The sequence below is a fragment of the Microbacterium paulum genome, assembly GCF_015707995.1.
In the GTDB taxonomy this organism is placed as follows: domain Bacteria; phylum Actinomycetota; class Actinomycetes; order Actinomycetales; family Microbacteriaceae; genus Microbacterium; species Microbacterium paulum.
In genome coordinates this window covers 55,613-73,402 of record NZ_JAAGRY010000005.1, presented here as the reverse complement: position 1 = coordinate 73,402, position 17,790 = coordinate 55,613, and the positions used below count along the sequence as shown (strand labels likewise).

19 protein-coding genes and 1 tRNA gene are annotated in these 17,790 nt (G+C 70.0%); 5 read left to right on the top strand and 15 right to left on the bottom strand.

Annotation, left to right across the window (positions count from 1 at the left end; genetic code table 11):
• Positions 1-8: 8 nt before the first annotated feature.
• Positions 9-794, bottom strand: coding sequence for an isoprenyl transferase (locus G3N18_RS02620; RefSeq protein ID WP_196382761.1), 786 nt, complete (start codon positions 792-794; stop codon positions 9-11).
• A gap of 106 nt (positions 795-900) precedes the next feature.
• On the opposite strand from G3N18_RS02620, the gene trhA reads away from it, so the two are divergent.
• On the top strand, positions 901-1,605 hold the full coding sequence (trhA, locus tag G3N18_RS02615) for a PAQR family membrane homeostasis protein TrhA (RefSeq protein ID WP_196382779.1): 705 nt from the start codon (positions 901-903) through the stop codon (positions 1,603-1,605).
• 33 nt (positions 1,606-1,638) lie between these two features.
• On the opposite strand, the gene G3N18_RS02610 is transcribed toward trhA, so the two are convergent.
• A complete protein-coding gene (locus G3N18_RS02610; RefSeq protein ID WP_230403780.1) occupies positions 1,639-1,965 on the bottom strand; it encodes a hypothetical protein in 327 nt (108 codons plus the stop codon).
• A gap of 91 nt (positions 1,966-2,056) precedes the next feature.
• On the opposite strand from G3N18_RS02610, the gene G3N18_RS02605 reads away from it, so the two are divergent.
• The gene (locus G3N18_RS02605) at positions 2,057-2,521 is read left to right on the top strand and encodes a DUF4307 domain-containing protein (protein ID WP_196382760.1); all 465 of its coding nucleotides are present in this window, start codon (positions 2,057-2,059) and stop codon (positions 2,519-2,521) included.
• Between the two features lie 128 nt (positions 2,522-2,649).
• Positions 2,650-3,138 carry a transcription elongation factor GreA gene (greA, locus tag G3N18_RS02600; protein WP_196382759.1) on the top strand — a complete coding sequence of 163 codons (489 nt, stop codon included), beginning with the start codon at positions 2,650-2,652 and terminating at the stop codon, positions 3,136-3,138.
• Positions 3,139-3,161: 23 nt separating this feature from the next.
• Here the strand turns inward: greA and ilvA are convergent, their stop codons facing one another.
• The 7 genes from ilvA to G3N18_RS02565 form a co-directional block, all read right to left on the bottom strand.
• Positions 3,162-4,430 carry a threonine ammonia-lyase gene (gene ilvA, locus G3N18_RS02595; protein WP_338038179.1) on the bottom strand — a complete coding sequence of 423 codons (1,269 nt, stop codon included), beginning with the start codon at positions 4,428-4,430 and terminating at the stop codon, positions 3,162-3,164.
• Positions 4,427-5,647: an AI-2E family transporter gene (locus G3N18_RS02590; RefSeq protein ID WP_196382758.1), complete on the bottom strand. Its 1,221-nt coding sequence runs from the start codon at positions 5,645-5,647 to the stop codon at positions 4,427-4,429. The genes ilvA and G3N18_RS02590 overlap by 4 nt, the downstream gene beginning before the upstream one ends.
• 67 nt (positions 5,648-5,714) lie before the next feature.
• Positions 5,715-6,281: a LemA family protein gene (locus G3N18_RS02585; RefSeq protein WP_196382776.1), complete on the bottom strand. Its 567-nt coding sequence runs from the start codon at positions 6,279-6,281 to the stop codon at positions 5,715-5,717.
• A gap of 84 nt (positions 6,282-6,365) precedes the next feature.
• The gene (locus G3N18_RS02580) at positions 6,366-7,679 is read right to left on the bottom strand and encodes a D-arabinono-1,4-lactone oxidase (protein WP_196382757.1); all 1,314 of its coding nucleotides are present in this window, start codon (positions 7,677-7,679) and stop codon (positions 6,366-6,368) included.
• Positions 7,676-8,920 (bottom strand): alanine racemase, encoded by a 1,245-nt coding sequence (locus G3N18_RS02575; protein WP_196382756.1) that lies wholly within the window; start codon positions 8,918-8,920, stop codon positions 7,676-7,678. Before G3N18_RS02575 ends, G3N18_RS02580 begins: the two co-directional genes overlap by 4 nt.
• 101 nt (positions 8,921-9,021) lie before the next feature.
• Positions 9,022-9,891, bottom strand: coding sequence for an endo alpha-1,4 polygalactosaminidase (locus G3N18_RS02570; RefSeq protein WP_196382755.1), 870 nt, complete (start codon positions 9,889-9,891; stop codon positions 9,022-9,024).
• Between the two features lie 27 nt (positions 9,892-9,918).
• Positions 9,919-10,755: a helix-turn-helix transcriptional regulator gene (locus G3N18_RS02565; RefSeq protein ID WP_196382754.1), complete on the bottom strand. Its 837-nt coding sequence runs from the start codon at positions 10,753-10,755 to the stop codon at positions 9,919-9,921.
• A gap of 197 nt (positions 10,756-10,952) precedes the next feature.
• Between G3N18_RS02565 and G3N18_RS02560 the strand changes: the two genes are divergently transcribed.
• Positions 10,953-11,894: an SDR family oxidoreductase gene (locus G3N18_RS02560; protein WP_196382753.1), complete on the top strand. Its 942-nt coding sequence runs from the start codon at positions 10,953-10,955 to the stop codon at positions 11,892-11,894.
• Positions 11,895-11,927: 33 nt separating this feature from the next.
• Positions 11,928-12,314 carry a VOC family protein gene (locus G3N18_RS02555; protein WP_196382752.1) on the top strand — a complete coding sequence of 129 codons (387 nt, stop codon included), beginning with the start codon at positions 11,928-11,930 and terminating at the stop codon, positions 12,312-12,314.
• Between the two features lie 52 nt (positions 12,315-12,366).
• Here G3N18_RS02555 and G3N18_RS02550 read toward each other — a convergent pair whose 3' ends face one another.
• The 6 genes from G3N18_RS02550 to G3N18_RS02525 all read right to left on the bottom strand — a co-directional run bounded on the left by G3N18_RS02550 (position 12,367) and on the right by G3N18_RS02525 (position 17,787).
• Positions 12,367-13,203 (bottom strand): energy-coupling factor transporter transmembrane component T family protein, encoded by an 837-nt coding sequence (locus G3N18_RS02550; RefSeq protein ID WP_230403779.1) that lies wholly within the window; start codon positions 13,201-13,203, stop codon positions 12,367-12,369.
• Between the two features lie 360 nt (positions 13,204-13,563).
• Positions 13,564-13,636 (bottom strand) — tRNA-Leu (locus G3N18_RS02545).
• Between the two features lie 131 nt (positions 13,637-13,767).
• Positions 13,768-15,324, bottom strand: a complete 1,557-nt coding sequence (locus tag G3N18_RS02540) for an FAD-dependent oxidoreductase (protein ID WP_196382751.1) — start codon at positions 15,322-15,324, stop codon at positions 13,768-13,770.
• The gene (locus G3N18_RS02535; protein ID WP_420827077.1) at positions 15,321-16,667 is read right to left on the bottom strand and encodes a S8 family peptidase; all 1,347 of its coding nucleotides are present in this window, start codon (positions 16,665-16,667) and stop codon (positions 15,321-15,323) included. The genes G3N18_RS02540 and G3N18_RS02535 overlap by 4 nt, the downstream gene beginning before the upstream one ends.
• Positions 16,664-17,143 (bottom strand): DUF501 domain-containing protein, encoded by a 480-nt coding sequence (locus G3N18_RS02530; RefSeq protein WP_196382773.1) that lies wholly within the window; start codon positions 17,141-17,143, stop codon positions 16,664-16,666. Before G3N18_RS02530 ends, G3N18_RS02535 begins: the two co-directional genes overlap by 4 nt.
• A 98-nt stretch (positions 17,144-17,241) precedes the next feature.
• Entirely contained in the window at positions 17,242-17,787 is a 546-nt protein-coding gene (locus G3N18_RS02525) for an FtsB family cell division protein (RefSeq protein WP_314853572.1), read from the bottom strand.
• Between the last annotated feature and the right edge of the window lie 3 nt (positions 17,788-17,790).

Sequence of the window (17,790 nt, the reverse complement as noted above, 5' to 3'; positions counted from 1 at the left end):
CGCGCCGTTCAGCCGCCGAAACGGCGATCGCGCGTCGCGTAGTCGCGGATCGCGCGCAGAAAGTCGACTTCGCGCAGGTCGGGACCGAGCGCCTCGACGAAGTAGAACTCCGAGTGGGCCGACTGCCACAGCAGAAAGTCGCTCAGCCGCTGCTCCCCCGACGTGCGGATCACGAGGTCGGGATCGGCCTGACCGCCCGTGTAGAGGTGCTCGCCGATCTGCTCGGGCGTGAGGCTCGCGGCGAGCTCTTCGAGCGATCCGCCGCCCCGCTGGTGCTTCGCGATGATGCTGCGCACCGCATCGACGATCTCACCGCGGCCGCCGTACCCGACGGCGAGGTTCACGTGCAGTCCGGTGTTGCCGGCGGTGCGCTCCTCGGCCGTCTTGAGCACGCGGGCCAGATCGCTCGGCAGTCCGTCGGCGCGGCCGACATGCTGCACGCGCCAGCCCGGCTCTCGCGAGAGCTCGTCGGCGAGCTCGGCGATGATCTCGATCAGATCCGAGAGCTCTTGCGAATCGCGCTTTCGGAGGTTGTCGTTGGAGAGGAGGTAGAGCGACACCACCCGGATGCCGAGTTCATCGCACCAGCGCAGGAACTCGTGCATCTTGGCGGCGCCCGCCCGGTGCCCGTCGGCGACCGTCGCGTAACCCGACTGCCGCGCCCAGCGGCGATTGCCGTCGATCATCATCGCCACGTGGTGCGGCACGGTCTCGGGGGTGAGCCGCCGCCGCAGACGGGAACTGTACAGCCGGTAGAGGAAACCTCTCCCCTCGCCGGGCGCCGTCGCTGTCACCCCTCTACGCTATCGCTCACCCGGCCACCGCCGTATGTGCACGTGGGCATACGCCGAGCCCTAGGCTCGAACCGTGCCCGAACACACCCCCGATGAGGGCGTCGACATGCCCCAGTTGCCTCTGATCGAGGCGGCGGCGGTCAGCGCGCAGGCCGAGCTGAAACCGACCTGGCGCGGGTGGATCCATGCGGGCACCTTCCCCGTCGCGATCGCCGCGGGAATCGTGCTGATAACCCTCGCCGACGGAGCGGTCGCCAAGTGGGCGTGCGCCGTGTTCATGGCGACCTCGGTGCTGCTGTTCGGCAACTCGGCGCTCTACCACCGCTTCGACTGGGGCCCGCGCACGAAAGCGGTGCTCAAGCGCATCGACCACGCGAACATCATGCTGCTGATCGCGGGCACCTACACCCCGATCGCCGTGCTCGCCCTGCCGCCGCAGAAGGGCATTCTGCTGCTCACGCTCGTGTGGACGGGGGCGCTGCTCGGCATCCTCTTCCGCGTCTTCTGGATCAACGCGCCGCGCTGGCTCTACGTCGCGCTCTACCTGCTGCTCGGGTGGGCGGCCGTGATGTACCTCGGCGACCTGCTGCAGGCGAGCGTCGCGATGATGGTGCTCGTCATCGTCGGCGGGCTCCTCTACACCGGCGGCGCCGTCTGCTACGCGCTGAAGAAGCCCAACCCGTGGCCGGGGCGGTTCGGCTTCCACGAGATCTTCCACGTGTGCACCGTGCTGGCGTTCCTCTGCCACTGGACGGCGTGTCTGCTGATCGCGCTGCACCCCGTCGTGCCCTCGCTCGGCGCCCCCGCCTGACCGACGCGTCGCGGCCGGAGCCCCAGCCGGCCGTCAGCGGCCGGTGCCGTCCTGCTCCGGATCGATGTCTTGATCGTCGATGTCCGAGGCGCGCTCGGCGGCCTCGGCCTGCTGGGCGGCCTGCGCCTCGGCATCCAACTGCTCGTTCACGTCGGCGCGGTAGCCCGCCCGGCGGATGCGCCGCAGCATGTCGATGATGAGGAACACCACGACGACCGCGACGAGGGCGATCGCGACGAAGCCGACGAACCCGGGCGTGACCGCGTCGGGGTCGACCGTCATCGAGGGCGAGGGCGTCGCCAGGCCCGCGTGCTGCGCCGACGCGGCGATCCGCTCGAGCGCGGAGGGAAGTATCTGCATCGTTCCTCGGTTCGTCGTTCCTCGGCCGCGCGCGCACGGCGTAGCCTGGAAGTCCAGCCTAGAACGCCCGCCCCTCCCGTAGAGACCCGCCATGCCCTCCACCACGTCACCGCACGCACGGCCCGATGACCGTCACGTCGACGGGGTCGACGGCGTCGATGCGGATGCCGCGGTGCGGGCAGAACTCGACGATCGCTATGGCCGTCGCCGCGGCGGCCGACGCGGGGTGTGGATCGTCGTCGGGGCTCTCGCCCTCGCGGTCGTCGGGTATTTCAGCTGGTCGACGGTCTCCCAGTCGATGGACTCCGTCGACGTCGACAACACGGCGTTCCACCTCGTCGACGCGCACTCCGTGACCGTCGAGTTCCAGGTGACCCTGCGCCGCGGCGCCGCCGTCACGTGCGCCATCGAGGCACAGGACACCGACCACGGCGTCGTCGGCTGGCGGATCGTCGAATACCCCGCCGACGACGCGCACAGCCGCAGCTTCACCGAGACGATCCCGACGGTCGCCGAGGCGACGACCGGTTTGGCGACCTCTTGCTGGATCCCGTAGGCTGATCCGACATGACGCGCCCCGGCTGCCTGCCGGGGCGTTCGGTTTACCCCGCACGACCGGGGCATCCCCAGCATGACGCACCCGTGCGGCGACGCCGCACGGTCCCCCGACGCAAGGAGAGACGCGTGGCCGAGAACACGGAGACCTTCCTCACCCAGGACGCCTACGACCGGCTCGCCGCCGAGCTCGAGCACCTGTCGACGACGGGACGCACCGAGATCGCAGCGCGCATCGAGGCCGCTCGCGAAGAGGGCGACCTGAAGGAGAACGGCGGCTACCACGCCGCGAAAGACGAGCAGGGCAAGCAAGAGGCGCGCATCCGCACGCTGCAGCAGCTGCTGAAAGACGCCGTGGTCGGCGAGGCCCCCGAGGCCGACGGCATCGTGCGCGGCGGCACCGTCGTGACCGCCCTCGTCGCCGGCGGCGAAGAGGTGTTCCTGCTCGGCAGCCGCGAGATCGCGGCGGGATCCGAGCTCGACGTCTACAGCGAGGCATCCCCCCTCGGCGCGGCGATCCTCGGCCTCGAGGTCGGCACGAAGACCTCGTACACGGCTCCCACCGGGCGTGAGATCCCGGTCGAGATCGTCAAAATCGAGACCTACACCGGCCAGTAATCGCGGTGGGCCCTCCCCCGGGCTCAGTACTCGACGACGCGCGGGTGGAAGCCCGCGGCATCCAGCACGCTGATCACGTGGGCGCGGTGCTCCTCGCCGCGTGTCTCGACGCTCAGCTGCAGGATCACCTCGCTGATCTGCAGCCCCTGTCCGTGGCGGGTGTGCAGGACTTCGATCACGTTCGCGCCGGCGATCGACAGCAGCTCCGACACACGCGCGAGCTGGCCGGGGCGATCGGGCAGCGGAATCTGCAGCGTCATGTAGCGGCCCGACGCGGCGAGGCCGTGCGCGACGACGCGCTGCAGCAGCAGCGGATCGATGTTGCCTCCCGAGAGGATCACCGCGGTCGGTCCGGTCGCCTGCACCTTGCCGGCGAGGATCGCCGCGACACCGACCGCGCCCGCAGGCTCGACGACCTGCTTGGCACGTTCGAGCAGGTTCAGCAGAGCACGCGCGATGTCGTCGTCGCTGACCGTCACGACCTCGTCGACCAGCTGGCTGATGACCTCGAAGGTCAGGTCGCCCGGTCGCGCGACCGCGATGCCGTCGGCGATCGTCGGCGTCGTCTCGACCGTCAGCGGTTCGCCCGCGGCGAGCGACGACGGGTAGGCGGCCGAGTTCTCGGCCTGCACCCCGATGATCCGCACGGTGCGCCCTTCGGCGGCGGCGCGCGCTTTGACGGCCGCTGCGACCCCGGCGATGAGCCCGCCCCCGCCGATCCCGACGATGACCGTCTCGAGGCCCTCCACCGCATCCCACAGTTCGAGCCCGAGCGTTCCCTGCCCGACGATCACGTCGCGGTGGTCGAACGGGTGGATGAGCACCGCTCCGGTGCGTTCGGCGTATTCGGCGGCGAGGCGAAGCGGCGTCTCGACGGTCGCGCCCTCGAGGATCACTTCGGCGCCGTAGCCGCGCGTCGCGAGGAGCTTCGGCACGGGCACGCCGAGCGGCATGAAGATCGTCGCCGAGATGCCGAGCTTCTGCGCCGCGAGGGCCACGCCCTGGGCATGATTGCCGGCGGATGCCGCGACGACACCCCGCGCGCGCTCTTCGGCGCTCAGCCGTGAGAGCCGGTACGTCGCGCCGCGGATCTTGAACGACCCGGTGCGCTGCAGGTTCTCGAGCTTGAGGTGCACGGGCGCGCCGAGCACGTCGGAGAGGTACTCCGACTCGTCGAACGGGGTCTGCAGGATGACGGGGCGCAGGGCCGCGGCGGCGTCTTCGAACTCGGCGAGCGTCGGGATCGCCGTCTCCGGGGTGGTCGAGACGGTCGGGGTGGTGGGAATGGTCACGCGGGGGTCCTCCTGTTTCGCGGCACGGTGCTCCAGATGAGGTCGGGCGAGCGGGGCGGAGCGGTGCCGCCGCGGTGGCGGTTGGAGAGGTAGACGGCCACCACGTTGATGAAGGCGGCGAGGGGAACCGCGAACAGCGCACCGGGGATGCCGGCGATCATGGCGCCTCCGGCGACGACGAGCACCACGGCGAGCGGGTGCACCTTCACCGCCGAGCCCATCAGCAGCGGCTGCAGCACATGGCCTTCGAGCTGCTGCACACCGAGCACGACCACCAGCATCCACAGTGCGATCCAGGGCCCGTTGTAGACGAGGGCGAGGAAGACGGCGAGGGAGCCGGTGACGATCGCACCGACGAACGGCACGAACGCACCGAGGAAGACGAGCACGCCGATCGGGATCGCGAGCGGCACCCCCAGCAGGAACGCGCCGAGACCGATGCCGATCGCGTCGATCGTGGCCACGAGCAGCTGCGTGCGCGCGTAGGTGACCACGGTCGCCCACCCGGCGCGGCCGGCCCCGTCGACGTCGGCGCGGGCGCGGCGCGGGAACAGGCGCACCACCCAGCGCCAGATGCCGGCACCGTCTGCGAGGGTGCACAGCAGGATGAACAGCGACAGCACGGCTCCGGTGGCCACGTGGCCGACGGTCGACCCGATCGCCAGCGCGCCCGACCAGAGCAGCTCGGCCTGCTGCTGCACGAAGGTCCAGGCCTGCGAGAGCATCGTGTCGATCTGCGCCTCGGTGAGGTGCAGGGGCCCGTCGATCAGGTATTGGCGCAGCTGTTGCACCGATTCGAGCGTGCGCGCTTGCACGTCGCGCCATTCGCGGCTGATCTGCCAGACGACGAGCCACAGCAGGCCGCCGATCACGGCGAACGTCCCGACCACGGAGATCACGATCGCGAGCCACCGGGGCACCCGGTGCCGCAGCAGCCAGGTGAAGCCGGGCCACAGCAGCGCCGTCACGAGGATCGCGACGAGCAGTGGCACGACGAGCAGCTTCAACTGGATGACGATCCAGATGAGGATGCCGACGGCCACCGCGATCACGACGAACCGCCACGCGTACGCGGTGCTCACCCGCAGACCGTGCGGCAGCGAGGCGGCGATCTCGGTGGTGACCGTCCGCTCGGGACTCCGCAGGGATTCCAGCAGAGACGGGCGGGTCTTCCGCGGGGAGGTCTCGCCCGCGCCGGTCTCGTCAGCGCCGCTCATTCGCTCAGTCTAAGACGCGGCATATGCCGCTCCGGTGCGTATGACGAGGTGCGCCTCGAAGCCCGCGTCAGAACTGGATGCGCGGGGGTTCGGCGATCGCCGCGCCGCCGGTGACCTCGAAGAACTCGCGCTCGTGGAAGCCCAGATTGCGCGCGAACATGTTGTTCGGGAACACCTTGATCTTGGTGTTCAGTTCGCGCACTCCGCCGTTGTAATAGCGCCGCGACGCCTGGATCTTGTCTTCGGTGTCGACGATCTGCTGCTGCAGTTGGAGGAAGTTCTGGCTCGCCTGCAGCTGCGGGTACGCCTCGGCGACGGCGAACAGCGACTTCAGCGCCTGTTGCATGTGCCCCTCGGCGACGCCCGCCTCGGCGGGGGTCTGCGCACCGATCGTCTCGGCGCGGGCGCGCGTGACGTTCTCGAAGACGGCCTTCTCGTGCGAGGCGTAGCCCTTGACCGTCTCGATGAGGTTCGGCAGCAGGTCGGCACGACGTTTGAGCTGCACCGTGATGTCGCTCCACGCCTCGTCGACGCGCACGTTCAGTGCCACGAGCGAGTTGTAGGTCGCCCAGAGATAGACCCCGATGATCACGACCAGCGCGACCACGATCAGAACCGGGATCAGCCACGCCATGTCCATAGGACTCCCCTCGATGCTGTGATCATCCTATCCGCGCACGCCCCGGCATCCGTGTGCCGTGGGCGCACTTCTCAGCCGTTACTCACCGAGTACGCGGTCGAGGTAGGGGTTGCGGAAGGCGCGATCCGGGTCGAGCCGGTCGCGGAGGGCCGTGAAGTCGGCGAACCGGGGGTAGCGGGCGCGGAGTGCCGAGGCATCCAGCGTGTGCAGCTTGCCCCAGTGCGGGCGGCCCTCGTGGGCGAGCATGACCTCTTCGACGGCGGCGAAGTACTCGGTGTGGTCGGTCTTCCAGTACCGGTGCACCGCGAGGTAGCCGCTGGGGCGCCCCGTGGCGGTCGAGAGCCACAGGTCGTCGGCGGCGGCGGTGCGCACCTCGATCGGGAACTCGATGCGCCACCCGTGCTCGTCGATCACGCGCTGCACGCCGCGGAAGGCGGATGCCAGACGGTCGAGCGGCACGGCGTATTCCATCTCGCGAAAGCGCACGCCCCGGCTCGTCGCGAACACGCGGTGCGAGGCGTCGGAGAAGGTGCGGTCGCCCCACACCTTGGCCGACAGGCGGTTGATGCCGGGCACGAGACCGGGCGCCGCGCGCCCGGCGCTGCACACCGACTGGTGCACGACGTTGCCGACGAGCACGTCGTCGACGAGCCGCGACGCGGCGCTCAGGGGCTTGGTCGGCGACCCTGCCGGCAGGCGCGTGTTGGTCTTGGTGAGGGCCGTGTCGGTGTGCGGGAACCAGTAGAACTCGAAGTGGTCGACCGCGTCGGCGCGAGAGACGACGTCGTCGACGACGGAGTCGAGCGGTTCGGGGCGCTCGACCGCTTCGAGCACGAAGGCGGGAACGCACTGGATCGTGACATCGACCAGGATGCCGAGGGCACCGAGCCCGAGTGTCACCGCGGGGAGCAGTTCTGCGTTCTCGTCGTGCGACACGGTGAGCAGTTCGCCGTCGGCGGTGACCAGCGTCGCGGCGACGACCTGGGTGGCGATGCCGCCGAAACGCGATCCCGTGCCGTGCGTGCCGGTCGAGATGGCGCCCGAGATCGACTGACGGTCGATGTCGCCCAGGTTCGCCATCGCCAGCCCGTACGGCGCGAGGAGCGCCGGAATGCGGTGCAGGCGGGTGCCGGCGAGCAACCGCGCACGCTGCCGGTCGCGTTCGACGCTGACGAGCCCCGAGAGTTCGGTCATCTCGAGCAGCGTGCCGGGGGCGACCGCGATGCCGGTGAAGCTGTGGCCGGTGCCGACGGCTTTGATCGGCCGACCGCGCGCGGCGGCGGCGCGCACCGAGCGGCGCACCGCCTCGATCGTGGAGGGGTATTCGACGGTCGTCGGGCGCACGCGTTCGGTGCGCGCCCAGTTCTGCCAGCTGCCGCCGGGTCGTGTCACAGAAAGCTCTTTCCTTCTCCGCGATAAGTGGGGCTCTCGCCGACGAGCTGGTCGCCGGCGGTCAGGTGATAGGTGTCGACGCGCTCGGCGAGCTCGCCGCTCTTGGCGTGGCGCCACCACACCCGATCGCCGATCGAGAGGCGGCGCGCCGCGTCTCCCTGCAGCGGCGTCTGCACCTCGCCCGCGCCCTCGCGGGGCAGCGTGCGCAGCCCCTCGGGCCACACCGGCAGGGGCTGACGAGAGGCCACCGGCGGCCCCGAGGCGATCCATCCACCACCGAGCACCGTGACGATGTCGGGCGTCGGCCGGCGCACCACGTCGAGCGCGAACGCGGCCGCGGGCGCGAGCGAGAAGTGTCGATACAGATCGAACAGGTGCCCCGCGAGCAGCCCGCTGCCGGCCGTCGTCTCGGTGACCGCGGGGTCGGATGCCGTGGATTCGAGCGAACCCGTCCCTCCCCCGTTCACGAATTCGAGGTCGGCGACGGCACGCACCGCGGCGACGATCGCGCCACGCCGCTCGCGCAGCTCGTCGCCCGAGCGGCGCTGCATCCACCGGATGACGCCGTCGCCCGATCCCGAGTCGTCGGGCTGCCCGGCGATCTGCGCCTCGTACATCATGAGTCCGACCAGGCGGAAGCTGGGGCGACCCGCGATCGCCTGCGCGAGCCGGGCGACCTCGGCGGGCTCGTGCACGGGCGAGCGCCGCACGCCGATGTGGCCGAGCACGGGCGAACGCCACGAGGCATCCGCATCGATCGCCACACGGAGCACGGCGCGCGCCGCGGGCGGGGCGACCGCGTCGACTAGGTCGAGCTGTGCGAGGTCGTCGACCATCAGCGTGATGCGCGCCGCCTTCTGCTCGTCGGCGGCGAGTGCGGCGAGGGCCGCGCGATCGACCGACGGATAACCGAGCACGATGTCGTCATGGGTCTCGGCGAGCCAGAGCGCCTCGGGAAGCGTGAACGCGAGGATGCCCTGATAACCCGGCAGCGCGAGCGTGGCATCGAGCACCTCGCGCACCCGGATCGACTTCGACGCCACGCGGATCGGCACCCCGCTCGAGCGCACGACGAGGTCGAGCGCGTTGTGGCGCAACGCGGTCAGGTCGATGGATGCCACGGGCCCCGACACTCCCGCGACGGCGGCGGTGCGCGCGCGCCAATACGAGGCGGCGTTCCGCCACGGTTCGACCGTCTGCGTGGTGCCGCCGGGGGGCGCGGCGAGCAGGTCGATGCTCATGGAATCGGGCTCCTTCGCACGTGAGAGCTTCAGCTTAGATGAGACCGGGTGGCGAGCCGCGTGAGACGGAACGTCACGTCGGATGGGTGCAGGCACCGTGCTCACCCGCCGCAGGTTTCGTAATGGTAGTCGGGGTCGGCGGGGTCGACGAGCTTCGGATCGCGCAGGATCATCGAGGCGGGCCGGCCCGGGTCGTCGCACGCACCCCGGAATCCGTCGACGCCGAGCTCATCGGTGTACTCGATGTCGAGCACGGTCGGATACACGTCGGTGTAGGCGGAGCACTCCTCGAAGCTCATGCACGATTCGGTGACGGCGAAGTCGTAGCCGGCGGCGCGCAGCTCTTCGGTGTGCTCGGCGGTGTTCTTCTGGGCGATCGCGAGACCCGCGGTGTGTGCGACGCGCGCATACTCCGCGGCGAGGGCGAGGTTGGAGCTCGCGCTGTTGACACCGTCGGAACGCAGATACGAGTCGAGGTTGTCTATCTCGACGGCCTGGAAACCATCCTCGGCGCATCCGGTGATCCAGTCCCCCACGATGGCGACGAGGGCGCTGCGCTTTTCGGCCGATGACGTGTCGAAGAGGTATTCGTCAGGCCAACCGGGGTCGGCGAGCGGCGATCCGTCGACGGTCACGAGCAGGTCGGTATGCTCGTCGGCGAACGAGTCGGACTCGCCCGGCTGCGTCTGGAACCCGTTCACGTAGCAGACGTCGTAGCCGGCACCCACGGGCGCTGCCGTGCGGTCGCGCACGACCACCGTCACGCCGGTCGGTGGCGCGTAGGCGCCGCCGAGTTGGTAGTCGAACGCCCCTCCCGGCGGCGGCGCATCGATCTCGCCCGCTGTGGCGGGGGACGCCGGCGAGGCCGCGCCGGAATCTTCCCCTGCCACCACCGACGCGCATGCGGACACGAGCACAAGGAGCAACGCCGCCGCGAGCGCGGCGGCCGTGCGGCCGTGGGTTCGCCTCATCTCAGACCGCATCCCGTGCAAACGATGTCACGCCGCAGCGATGACCGACAGAAGCTCGAGCTTCTGATAGCTCTCACTTCCGGGACTGGCGGTGTAGACGAGCAGCAGGTGCGACTGGTCGGGATCGAGCAGCGTCTGGCAGTCGAGATCGAGGCGCCCCCCGTCGGGATGGAGGAAACTCTTGCCTGCGGCAGGCCGCAGCCCGACCTCGTGGAGCTCCCACAGGGCGCGGAACTCATCGCTTTCACGCAGGAGGGCGTCGACGAGATCAGCGGCGCGCGAATCGGGTCCGCGCCGGACGGCGGCCTCGCGAAGACCCGACACGAAAACGCGGGAAAGATGCTCATGCTCCCCGGGGGCGTAGCGGGAGCGGGTCTCAGGGTCGGTGAACCACCGGTAGCCGAGGCTCCGCGCTCGGCCGGTGTAGCGGGTGAGATCGCCCACGAGAGCGACGCCCATGCGGGTCTGGCGCAGCGTCTCGCCCAGTTCGGTCACGATCTCGGCGGGCGTGTCGTCGAGACGGTCCAGAATGCGCAGCATGCCCGGCGCGATGTGCTGGGTGGTGCCGCTTGCGGATGTCGGCGGCGTGTGACCGGCGAGCCGGTAGAGGTGATCGCGTTCGGGCAACGTCAGGTGAAGCCCCTGCGCGATCGAGCCGATCATCTGCTCCGAAGGCTGCGGACCGCGGGCGCGTTCCAGTCGCGCGTAGTAGCCGGTCGACATGTGACTGAGGGCAGCGACCTCTTCGCGGCGCAATCCGCGCGTACGGCGGCGCTGCCCGCGCGGCAGACCGACGTCGGCGGGTTGCAGAGCCTCGCGCCGAAGGCGGAGGAAATCCGCCCGTGCGGTGCGGTCGATGTCCATGGCATCCCTTTCTTCTGCCCTCCTTTCTACCGTCGCCGCGGTGCACCATCCAGGACCTGCCGATCCCCCGGTGAGAGAGGCGGCCGCCACGGACGCGGTATCCACGGATCGTCAGGCCGTGGATGCCTTCGCGTCGAAGGCGCAGTCTGGTCACCGAGCACCCTCACTCACCCCCTACCCTCCGAAGGAGCCGTCACATGGCACGCCGCATCGAACCCCTCACCCTGCCCGATCTGTCCGGAAAGAGCGTCGTCCTCACCGGCGGCAGCGACGGGATGGGACTCGTCATGGCGACGCAGCTCGCCGCTGCGGGAGCCGACCTCGTCCTGCCGGTGCGGAACGCCCGCAAAGGCGAGGCGGCGATCACGACGATCCGCGAGAGCGCACCGAAGGCGACCGTGTCGCTCCGGTCGCTCGAGCTGTCCTCGCTCTCGTCGGTGGCCGCCCTCGGCGAGACGCTGCGCGATGAAGAGGTACCGATCGACATCTTCATCGGGAATGCCGGCGTCATGAACCCGCCGGCCCGGCAGGTCACCGCAGACGGCTTCGAGCTGCAGTTCGGCACCGACCACCTGGGCCACGTCGCACTGATCGGGCACCTGATGCCGTTGCTCCGGGCCGGTCGTGCCCGCGTCACGCTGCAGGTGAGCATCGCCGCGAACCAGGGCGCGATCAACTGGGACGATCTCAACTGGGAGCGCTCGTACGACAGCATGGCCGCGTACTCGCAGTCGAAGATCGCGTACGGCCTGTTCGGTCTCAAACTCGATCGTCGCAGCAAGGCCGCGGGGTGGGGGATCACCGTCGACCTGTCGCACCCGGGCATCGCGCCGACGAACCTGCTGGCGGCCCGCCCGGAGATCGGTCGAGCGGAACCCGTGCGCTGGCGCCCCCTGATCTCGCTGTTCTCCCGCCTCGGGGTTCTCGGCACCGTCGAAAGCGCGGCGCAACCCGCGCTGATGGCCGCGACCGCGCCGGGTGATCAGGGGGGAAGGTTCTACGGTCCCGACGGCTTCCGCGGGCTCGGCGGCAAGCCCGCCGAACAGACGCTGTACTCGCGCCTGCAGAGCTCTGACGAGGCGCGGCGAGTCTGGGACGTGAGCCAGGAGCTCACCGGGGTGACGTTCCCCGGCGTCTGAGCGTCGCCCGGCGCGATGCGTCAGACTGGGCGGATGCCCCTCTTCGATCACATCGGCGTCAGCGTCAAAGACGTGCCGCGCGCGGTCGTCCAGTTCGACCCGATCCTCACCGCCCTCGGCCTCCAGCGCAGCGACGGGGGCAACGGGGCGTCGTGGTGGGCGGAGGGCGAGACGGAGTTCATCGTGCTGCCGACGCGCGAGGCCGGCGAGCATCGGCACGGCCGGGCAGGATGGCAGCACCTCGCCTTCGCCGTGGACTCGCGGGACGAGGTGGACAGGCTGCATCGCATCGCCGTGGATGCCGGGTGGACGGTCGTCCGCGAGCCGAAGCTGTACCCGCGCTTCAGCGACCGCTACTACGCCTCGTTCGTCGAGGACGACAACGGCATCCGCCTCGAGTTCATGCACAATCCGTCGTAAGACGCCGGAGGCCGGGGGTGTACCCCCGGCCTCCGCCCTCACGCGCGGTCGGCTACTGGACCGCGACGAACACCTCGTCACCGAACATGCCCGGTGTGACCACGAGGACGCCGTCGACGGGGCTCGGCACCTGGATGGCGGTGTTGCCGGTCACCGTCGCGCCCGTGTAAAGCACGCTGGTGGAGTTGATCGCGTCCGGCGCGACCACGAACTTGTCGAGCGCGTTCACCGTGACGCCGCCTCCGGTGACGTACTCGATCTGCACCATCGCCGGGTACTGGCCGTCGGCGTCGTCACCCGTGTACGTGACGGTGTAGTTGATAAGAAGGAACTCCGTACCGGGGTCCGCCTCCTGCGGGTAGCCGTTGGCGGCGTTGATCTGTTCCGCGGCGTTGGGGGTGACGGAGTTGATGACGACCGTCCAGTCGTCATTCGAGAACGCCGTGCCGAGTGCGATAGGGTTCTCGCGCGTGCCGACCTCCGAGTCACCCGCGGCGTCGTCGCCCTTGGTCGACGCGGACGGCGACTCGCTGACCGTGATGTCTCCGCCACTGGCGTCGTCGATCGCGCTGCTGACCGAGGTCGCAACGACCACCATGAACACGATGGCGGCGACGACCGTTCCCACGACCGACAGCACGATGGCCGTGATGCCCTGCCACTTGGCCTTGCCCTTGAGGCACACCGCGACGATGCCGAGGATGAAGCCGATCGGCAGGAGGAGCCACCCGATGATCAGCGCGCCGGGGATGCACGCGAACACGAAGCCCAGGGCCGAGACGACGAGCGCGACGATGCCGAGGACGTTGTTGGCGGGCTTGGTGGCGGGCGGGGCGTAAACGGGGTACTGCGGCTGCTGAGTGGACGGCGGCGGGGGTGCGTCGGTCATGGTTCTCCTGTGATGCGGGGAAAGAAACGCCTCGATCGCGCCGCACATCGACGGTTCAATGCCGACACAAAGATGAGACTTCTCCAATGTACTAGGGTCGGCGGACACGCAACCGACAGAAGGCCGGAAAAATGGCTTCGGATCAGGTCTTCGCTCGATGCCCGCCTGCGGGCCTCACATGGCGCATCGTCAAGCGACTCACACGAACCCTTCGTCCACGAGGGTTACCCGATCGCCGGTGATGACGTACGCACCTCGGTGCTCATGCGGTAATCGGGATGACCCGCGCGAATGCGGGGTCGGTGGTGGCGTGGGGGCTGGGCGAAGGCACAATCTCGACGCTACCGCCCGTCGATCGAGTGCCCCCGCTGGGACTCGAACCCAGACTGAAGCGATTTTAAGTCGCCTGCCTCTGCCATTGGGCTACGGGGGCATCAGCCCAGGGTATCCGCCCTCGAGGACGCGAAACCCCGCCGGTCGCGGCGAGGCGCGGCGGGGTTTCGCGAGCTGGAGACACGGGGGCGGCGAGTCGACTGGCTCCGCTCGCTCGATGACCGGGTGGGGTCAGGCCGAGGCATCCGCCTTCTTGACGGGGGCCTTCTTTGCCGCGGCCTTCTTCGCCGGCGCGGCCTTCTCAGCAGCCGAGGCGGATGCCTCGGGGGCCGCAGTGGTCTTCTCGGCCTTCACCGACTTCGGGTCGATCGCCGGGGCTGCGGGGGCAGCCGGCGCCGCCGGAGCAGCCTCGGGCGCTGCCGGTCGCGGGCGCGCGGCGAACTCCTCGAAGAAGTAACGCGGGTTCTGCACGGTCTCGAGCGACACGTTGTCGCGGTGCAGCCAGAAGTTGTGCCACCAGTCGCCGATGACGCGCCACTTGCGCTCCCACGACGGCATGGCCAGGCCATGGTAGGCGCGGTGCGCGCACCAGGCGATGAAACCCTTGAGGGCGATCTTGCCCGACTGGAACACGCCGTTGTAGAGGCCGAGGCCCGCGACGGCCCCGAGGTTGTGGTGGATGTACTGGCGGGGCAGCTCGCCGCGCAGGTCGGCGACGATGTTCTTCGCGAGCAGCTTCGCCTGGCGGACGGCGTGCTGCGCGTTCGGCACGCAATAGCCGCCGACGCCCTTGCCGGTGAGGTCGGGAACGGCGGCGACGTCACCCGCGGCCCAGGCATCCGCCACGATCTCGTCTTCCGAACCGACACGCAGGTCGGCGCGGGTGCGGATGCGGCCACGCTCTTCGACGGGCAGGTCTCCCCCGCGCACGACGGTCGGGTTCGCCATGACACCAGCGGTCCAGATGATCAGGTCGCTCGGGATGACCTCGCCCGTCGACAACTCGACGTTGCCGTCGACGGCACCGGTCACCTGGGTGTCGAGGTGCACGTTGGCGCCGCGCTTGGCGAGATCCTTCAGCACCCACTCGCTCGTCTTCAGCGATACCTCGGGCATGATCCGCCCCATCGCCTCGATGAGGTGGAAGTGCGTGTCGTCGAACTGCAGCTGCGGGTAGTTCTTCAGCAGCGAGGATGCCAGGGCGCGCAGCTCGGCGAACACCTCGATCCCGGCGAAGCCGCCGCCCACGACGACGACGGTGAGCAGCCGGTCACGCTCAGGCCCGGCGGGGAGGTTCGCGGCACGGTCGAAGTTCGAGAGGATGCGGTCACGCACCGCCACGGCCTCTTCGATCCTCTTCAGACCGATCGCGTTCTCGGCGATGCCCGGGATGGGGAACGTGCGAGAGACGGCACCGGCGGTCACGACGATCTGGTCGTAGCTCTCCTGCCACGGCTCGCCGTACTCCGGCGTGATGGTCGCCGTGCGGTGCGCGTGGTCGATGCCGGTGACCTTCGCGGTGATGACGCGCGTCTTCTTCAGGTGACGGCGAAGCCCCACCACGGCGTGGCGCGCCTCGATCTCGCCGGCGGCGACCTCGGGCAGGAAGGGTTGGTAGGTCATGTAGGGCAGCGGGTCGACGATCGTGACCTCGGCCTCACCCTTGCGCAGGTGCTTCTCGAGCTTCCATGCGGTGTAGAAACCGGCGTAGCCACCGCCGACGACGAGGATCTTGGGAACCGTGCGACCGACCGTGGAATCGGCAGTGCTGGACGCTGTGTGAGTCACAGGTGGAAGTACTCCTTGGATGGGCGACTCGGAGTACGAGGTGCGCGCTCCGATCTGATGCGCCGGGCAGCAGCAGTGACACCGAGCGCCACCAGTATAGCCGCCAGGGTCCCGGCTATGAGCGGCACCGTGCCGTAGCGCAGGGTGTCGGCGGTGGGCAGCAGGGGCGAGCGCGCGTCGACCCGGTCGGCCGCCGGCAGGTCGGGCAGGGTGACCGGCGATGACGACGGCTGCGGCGCCGGGTCGACGTCGGCGCGCCGGTACAGGCGCACCCATTCCTTCAGGGTCATGCCGAGCGGGCTGCTCGAGACGGATGCCACGTTGGCGCTCACGGCCGCCGCGGCATCCACCAGGCCGTAGCCGTACTTCGGGTCGGGGCTCGCCGTCGCGGCGGCCGCGGGCCGCGCCGTGCGGATGATGCGGTTGATGACGTTGTCGGCGTCGAGTTCGGGGTGCGCCGAGCGCACGAGCGCAGCGATGCCCGCGACGATCGGCGCGGCGCCGCTCGTGCCGTTCCAGACCACCAACTGCCCGTCGGCCGAGACGCCCAGGAGCTCCTCGCTCGGGGCCGAGATGCCGATCGTGATGCCCTGCGTGGATGCCTCTTCGCTCGCCTGCCCGGCACGGTTGACGCCACCCACGGTCAGCACTCCCGGGATCGTCGCGGGCGCGCCGACTTCGTCGGTGCCGCTGCCCTTGTTGCCGGCGGCGACGATCACGACGACGTCGTGGTCGAACGCGTACTGGAAGGCGCTGTCCCAGCTCTGATCCCACGACAGGGTGTTCGTCGTGAACGACAGGTTGATGATGTCGGCGCCGTTGTCGACCGCCCAGCGCATGGCGCTCGCCACCTGCTCGACGAACGGCACCGACGACGAGGCGCCGAACCCGATCGAGATCGACAGCAGCTGCGCCTCGGGCGCGACCCCGATCATGCCGGTGTCGGCGCCCGTGCCGCGGGAGGCCGCGAGCGAGGCCACCCAGCTGCCGTGATTGGAGTCGACCGCACCCACCGGGAGGCGGCCGTCGGAGGCGCCCACTCCCGAGAAGTCGGCACCGCCCGCGACGGCCCCCGCGAACTCGACCGGTGAACGGCCGATGCCGGTGTCGATGATCGCGATCGTCGAGCCTTTGCCGCGCGTCGTCTGCCAGGCCGTCCGCACCCCGTACTCGTCGAGCCAGTATTCCGCGGCGCGCGCGGGGTCTTGCGCCGCTGCCCCGACTCCCGGTGAGGGCGTCGGGTCGACGGTGGGCACGAAGGTCGCCCCCGTCAGGAGTGCGGCGATCGCGATTGTGAGCGGGACGAGGGCGAGACGCCCCACGCGGCGGGGGGTGACGGTCACCCGGCCTCCCGCGGCTGCGCACACGTGCACCGCTCGGCCGACCAGTCGCCGCGCGCGAGCGCGAGGTCGCCGATCGGATTGACCCCCGGCCCCGCCGCGAGCGCGTGCCCGGCGAGGGCGTGCAGGCATTTGACGCGCGTCGGCATGCCTCCCGCCGACACCCCCTCGATCTCGGGCACCTCGCCGTAGACGGCCCGGTCGGAGAGGTACGCCTCGTGGGCGGCGCGATAGGCGGCCGCGACCTCGGCATCCGTTTCGAGCAGTTCGGTGAACTCGCGCATCACCTGCCCCGCTTCGAGGGCCGACATGGCCGCGGTCGCACCGGGGTGGGTCAGGTAGTAAAACGTCGGGAACGGCGTGCTCCCCGCCGACTCGGGCAGCCGCGGCTCGGTCGCGACGACCGTCGGGTTGCCGCACACGCAGCGTGCCGCGATGCCCACGACGCCGCGCATCGGCCGGCCGAGCTGCTCGCGCATGACCTCGAGATCGGCGTCGGTCGCGGGACTCAGCGTGGGGTGGGGCACGCCTCAAGGGTAGCGGGGCGGGCTGACGAACGGCTGATCGGGCGCCGATCTCACGGAGTGGTCGGTGTCGGGTCGACCGCCTCGTCGCCCGTGGTCGACGGCCCGGTCGCCGTCTGCGTGAGCCCCGCGGTGGTCACCGAGCGCACGAACTGCGCCATCCAGTCCGACCGGGTCTCGTGCACGTCCTCGCTCACCGGGTTCTGGTCGAGCGGGATCGACGCGGGCGGCAGGTCGTCGTCGACGAGATAGACGACCTCGCCGGGGCGCACGTAGTACAGCCGCGCGCGGGCCTGCGAGGTGACGTACGCCGGGTCGGCCCACCGCTGCTTCTGCTGCTCGAGGGTCGCGACCTGGTCGGTGGTCAACTGCACCGACTGCTCGAGCGCCGCGATCTGCTGGCGCTGCGACAGATAGGTGCCCACCGTCGGCACGAGCACGAATACGGCGAGGACGACGAGCCCGAGCATGATCGCCGTGAAGGCCGAGAACCGGATGCCACCGGCCCACTCCCGCACGTCGACGGTGCGGCGCTCGCGCGCTCCACCCGTCACCTCCTGCTCGGAGGAACGGGAAAGGGGAGCCGTAGGTCTTCTCACGGC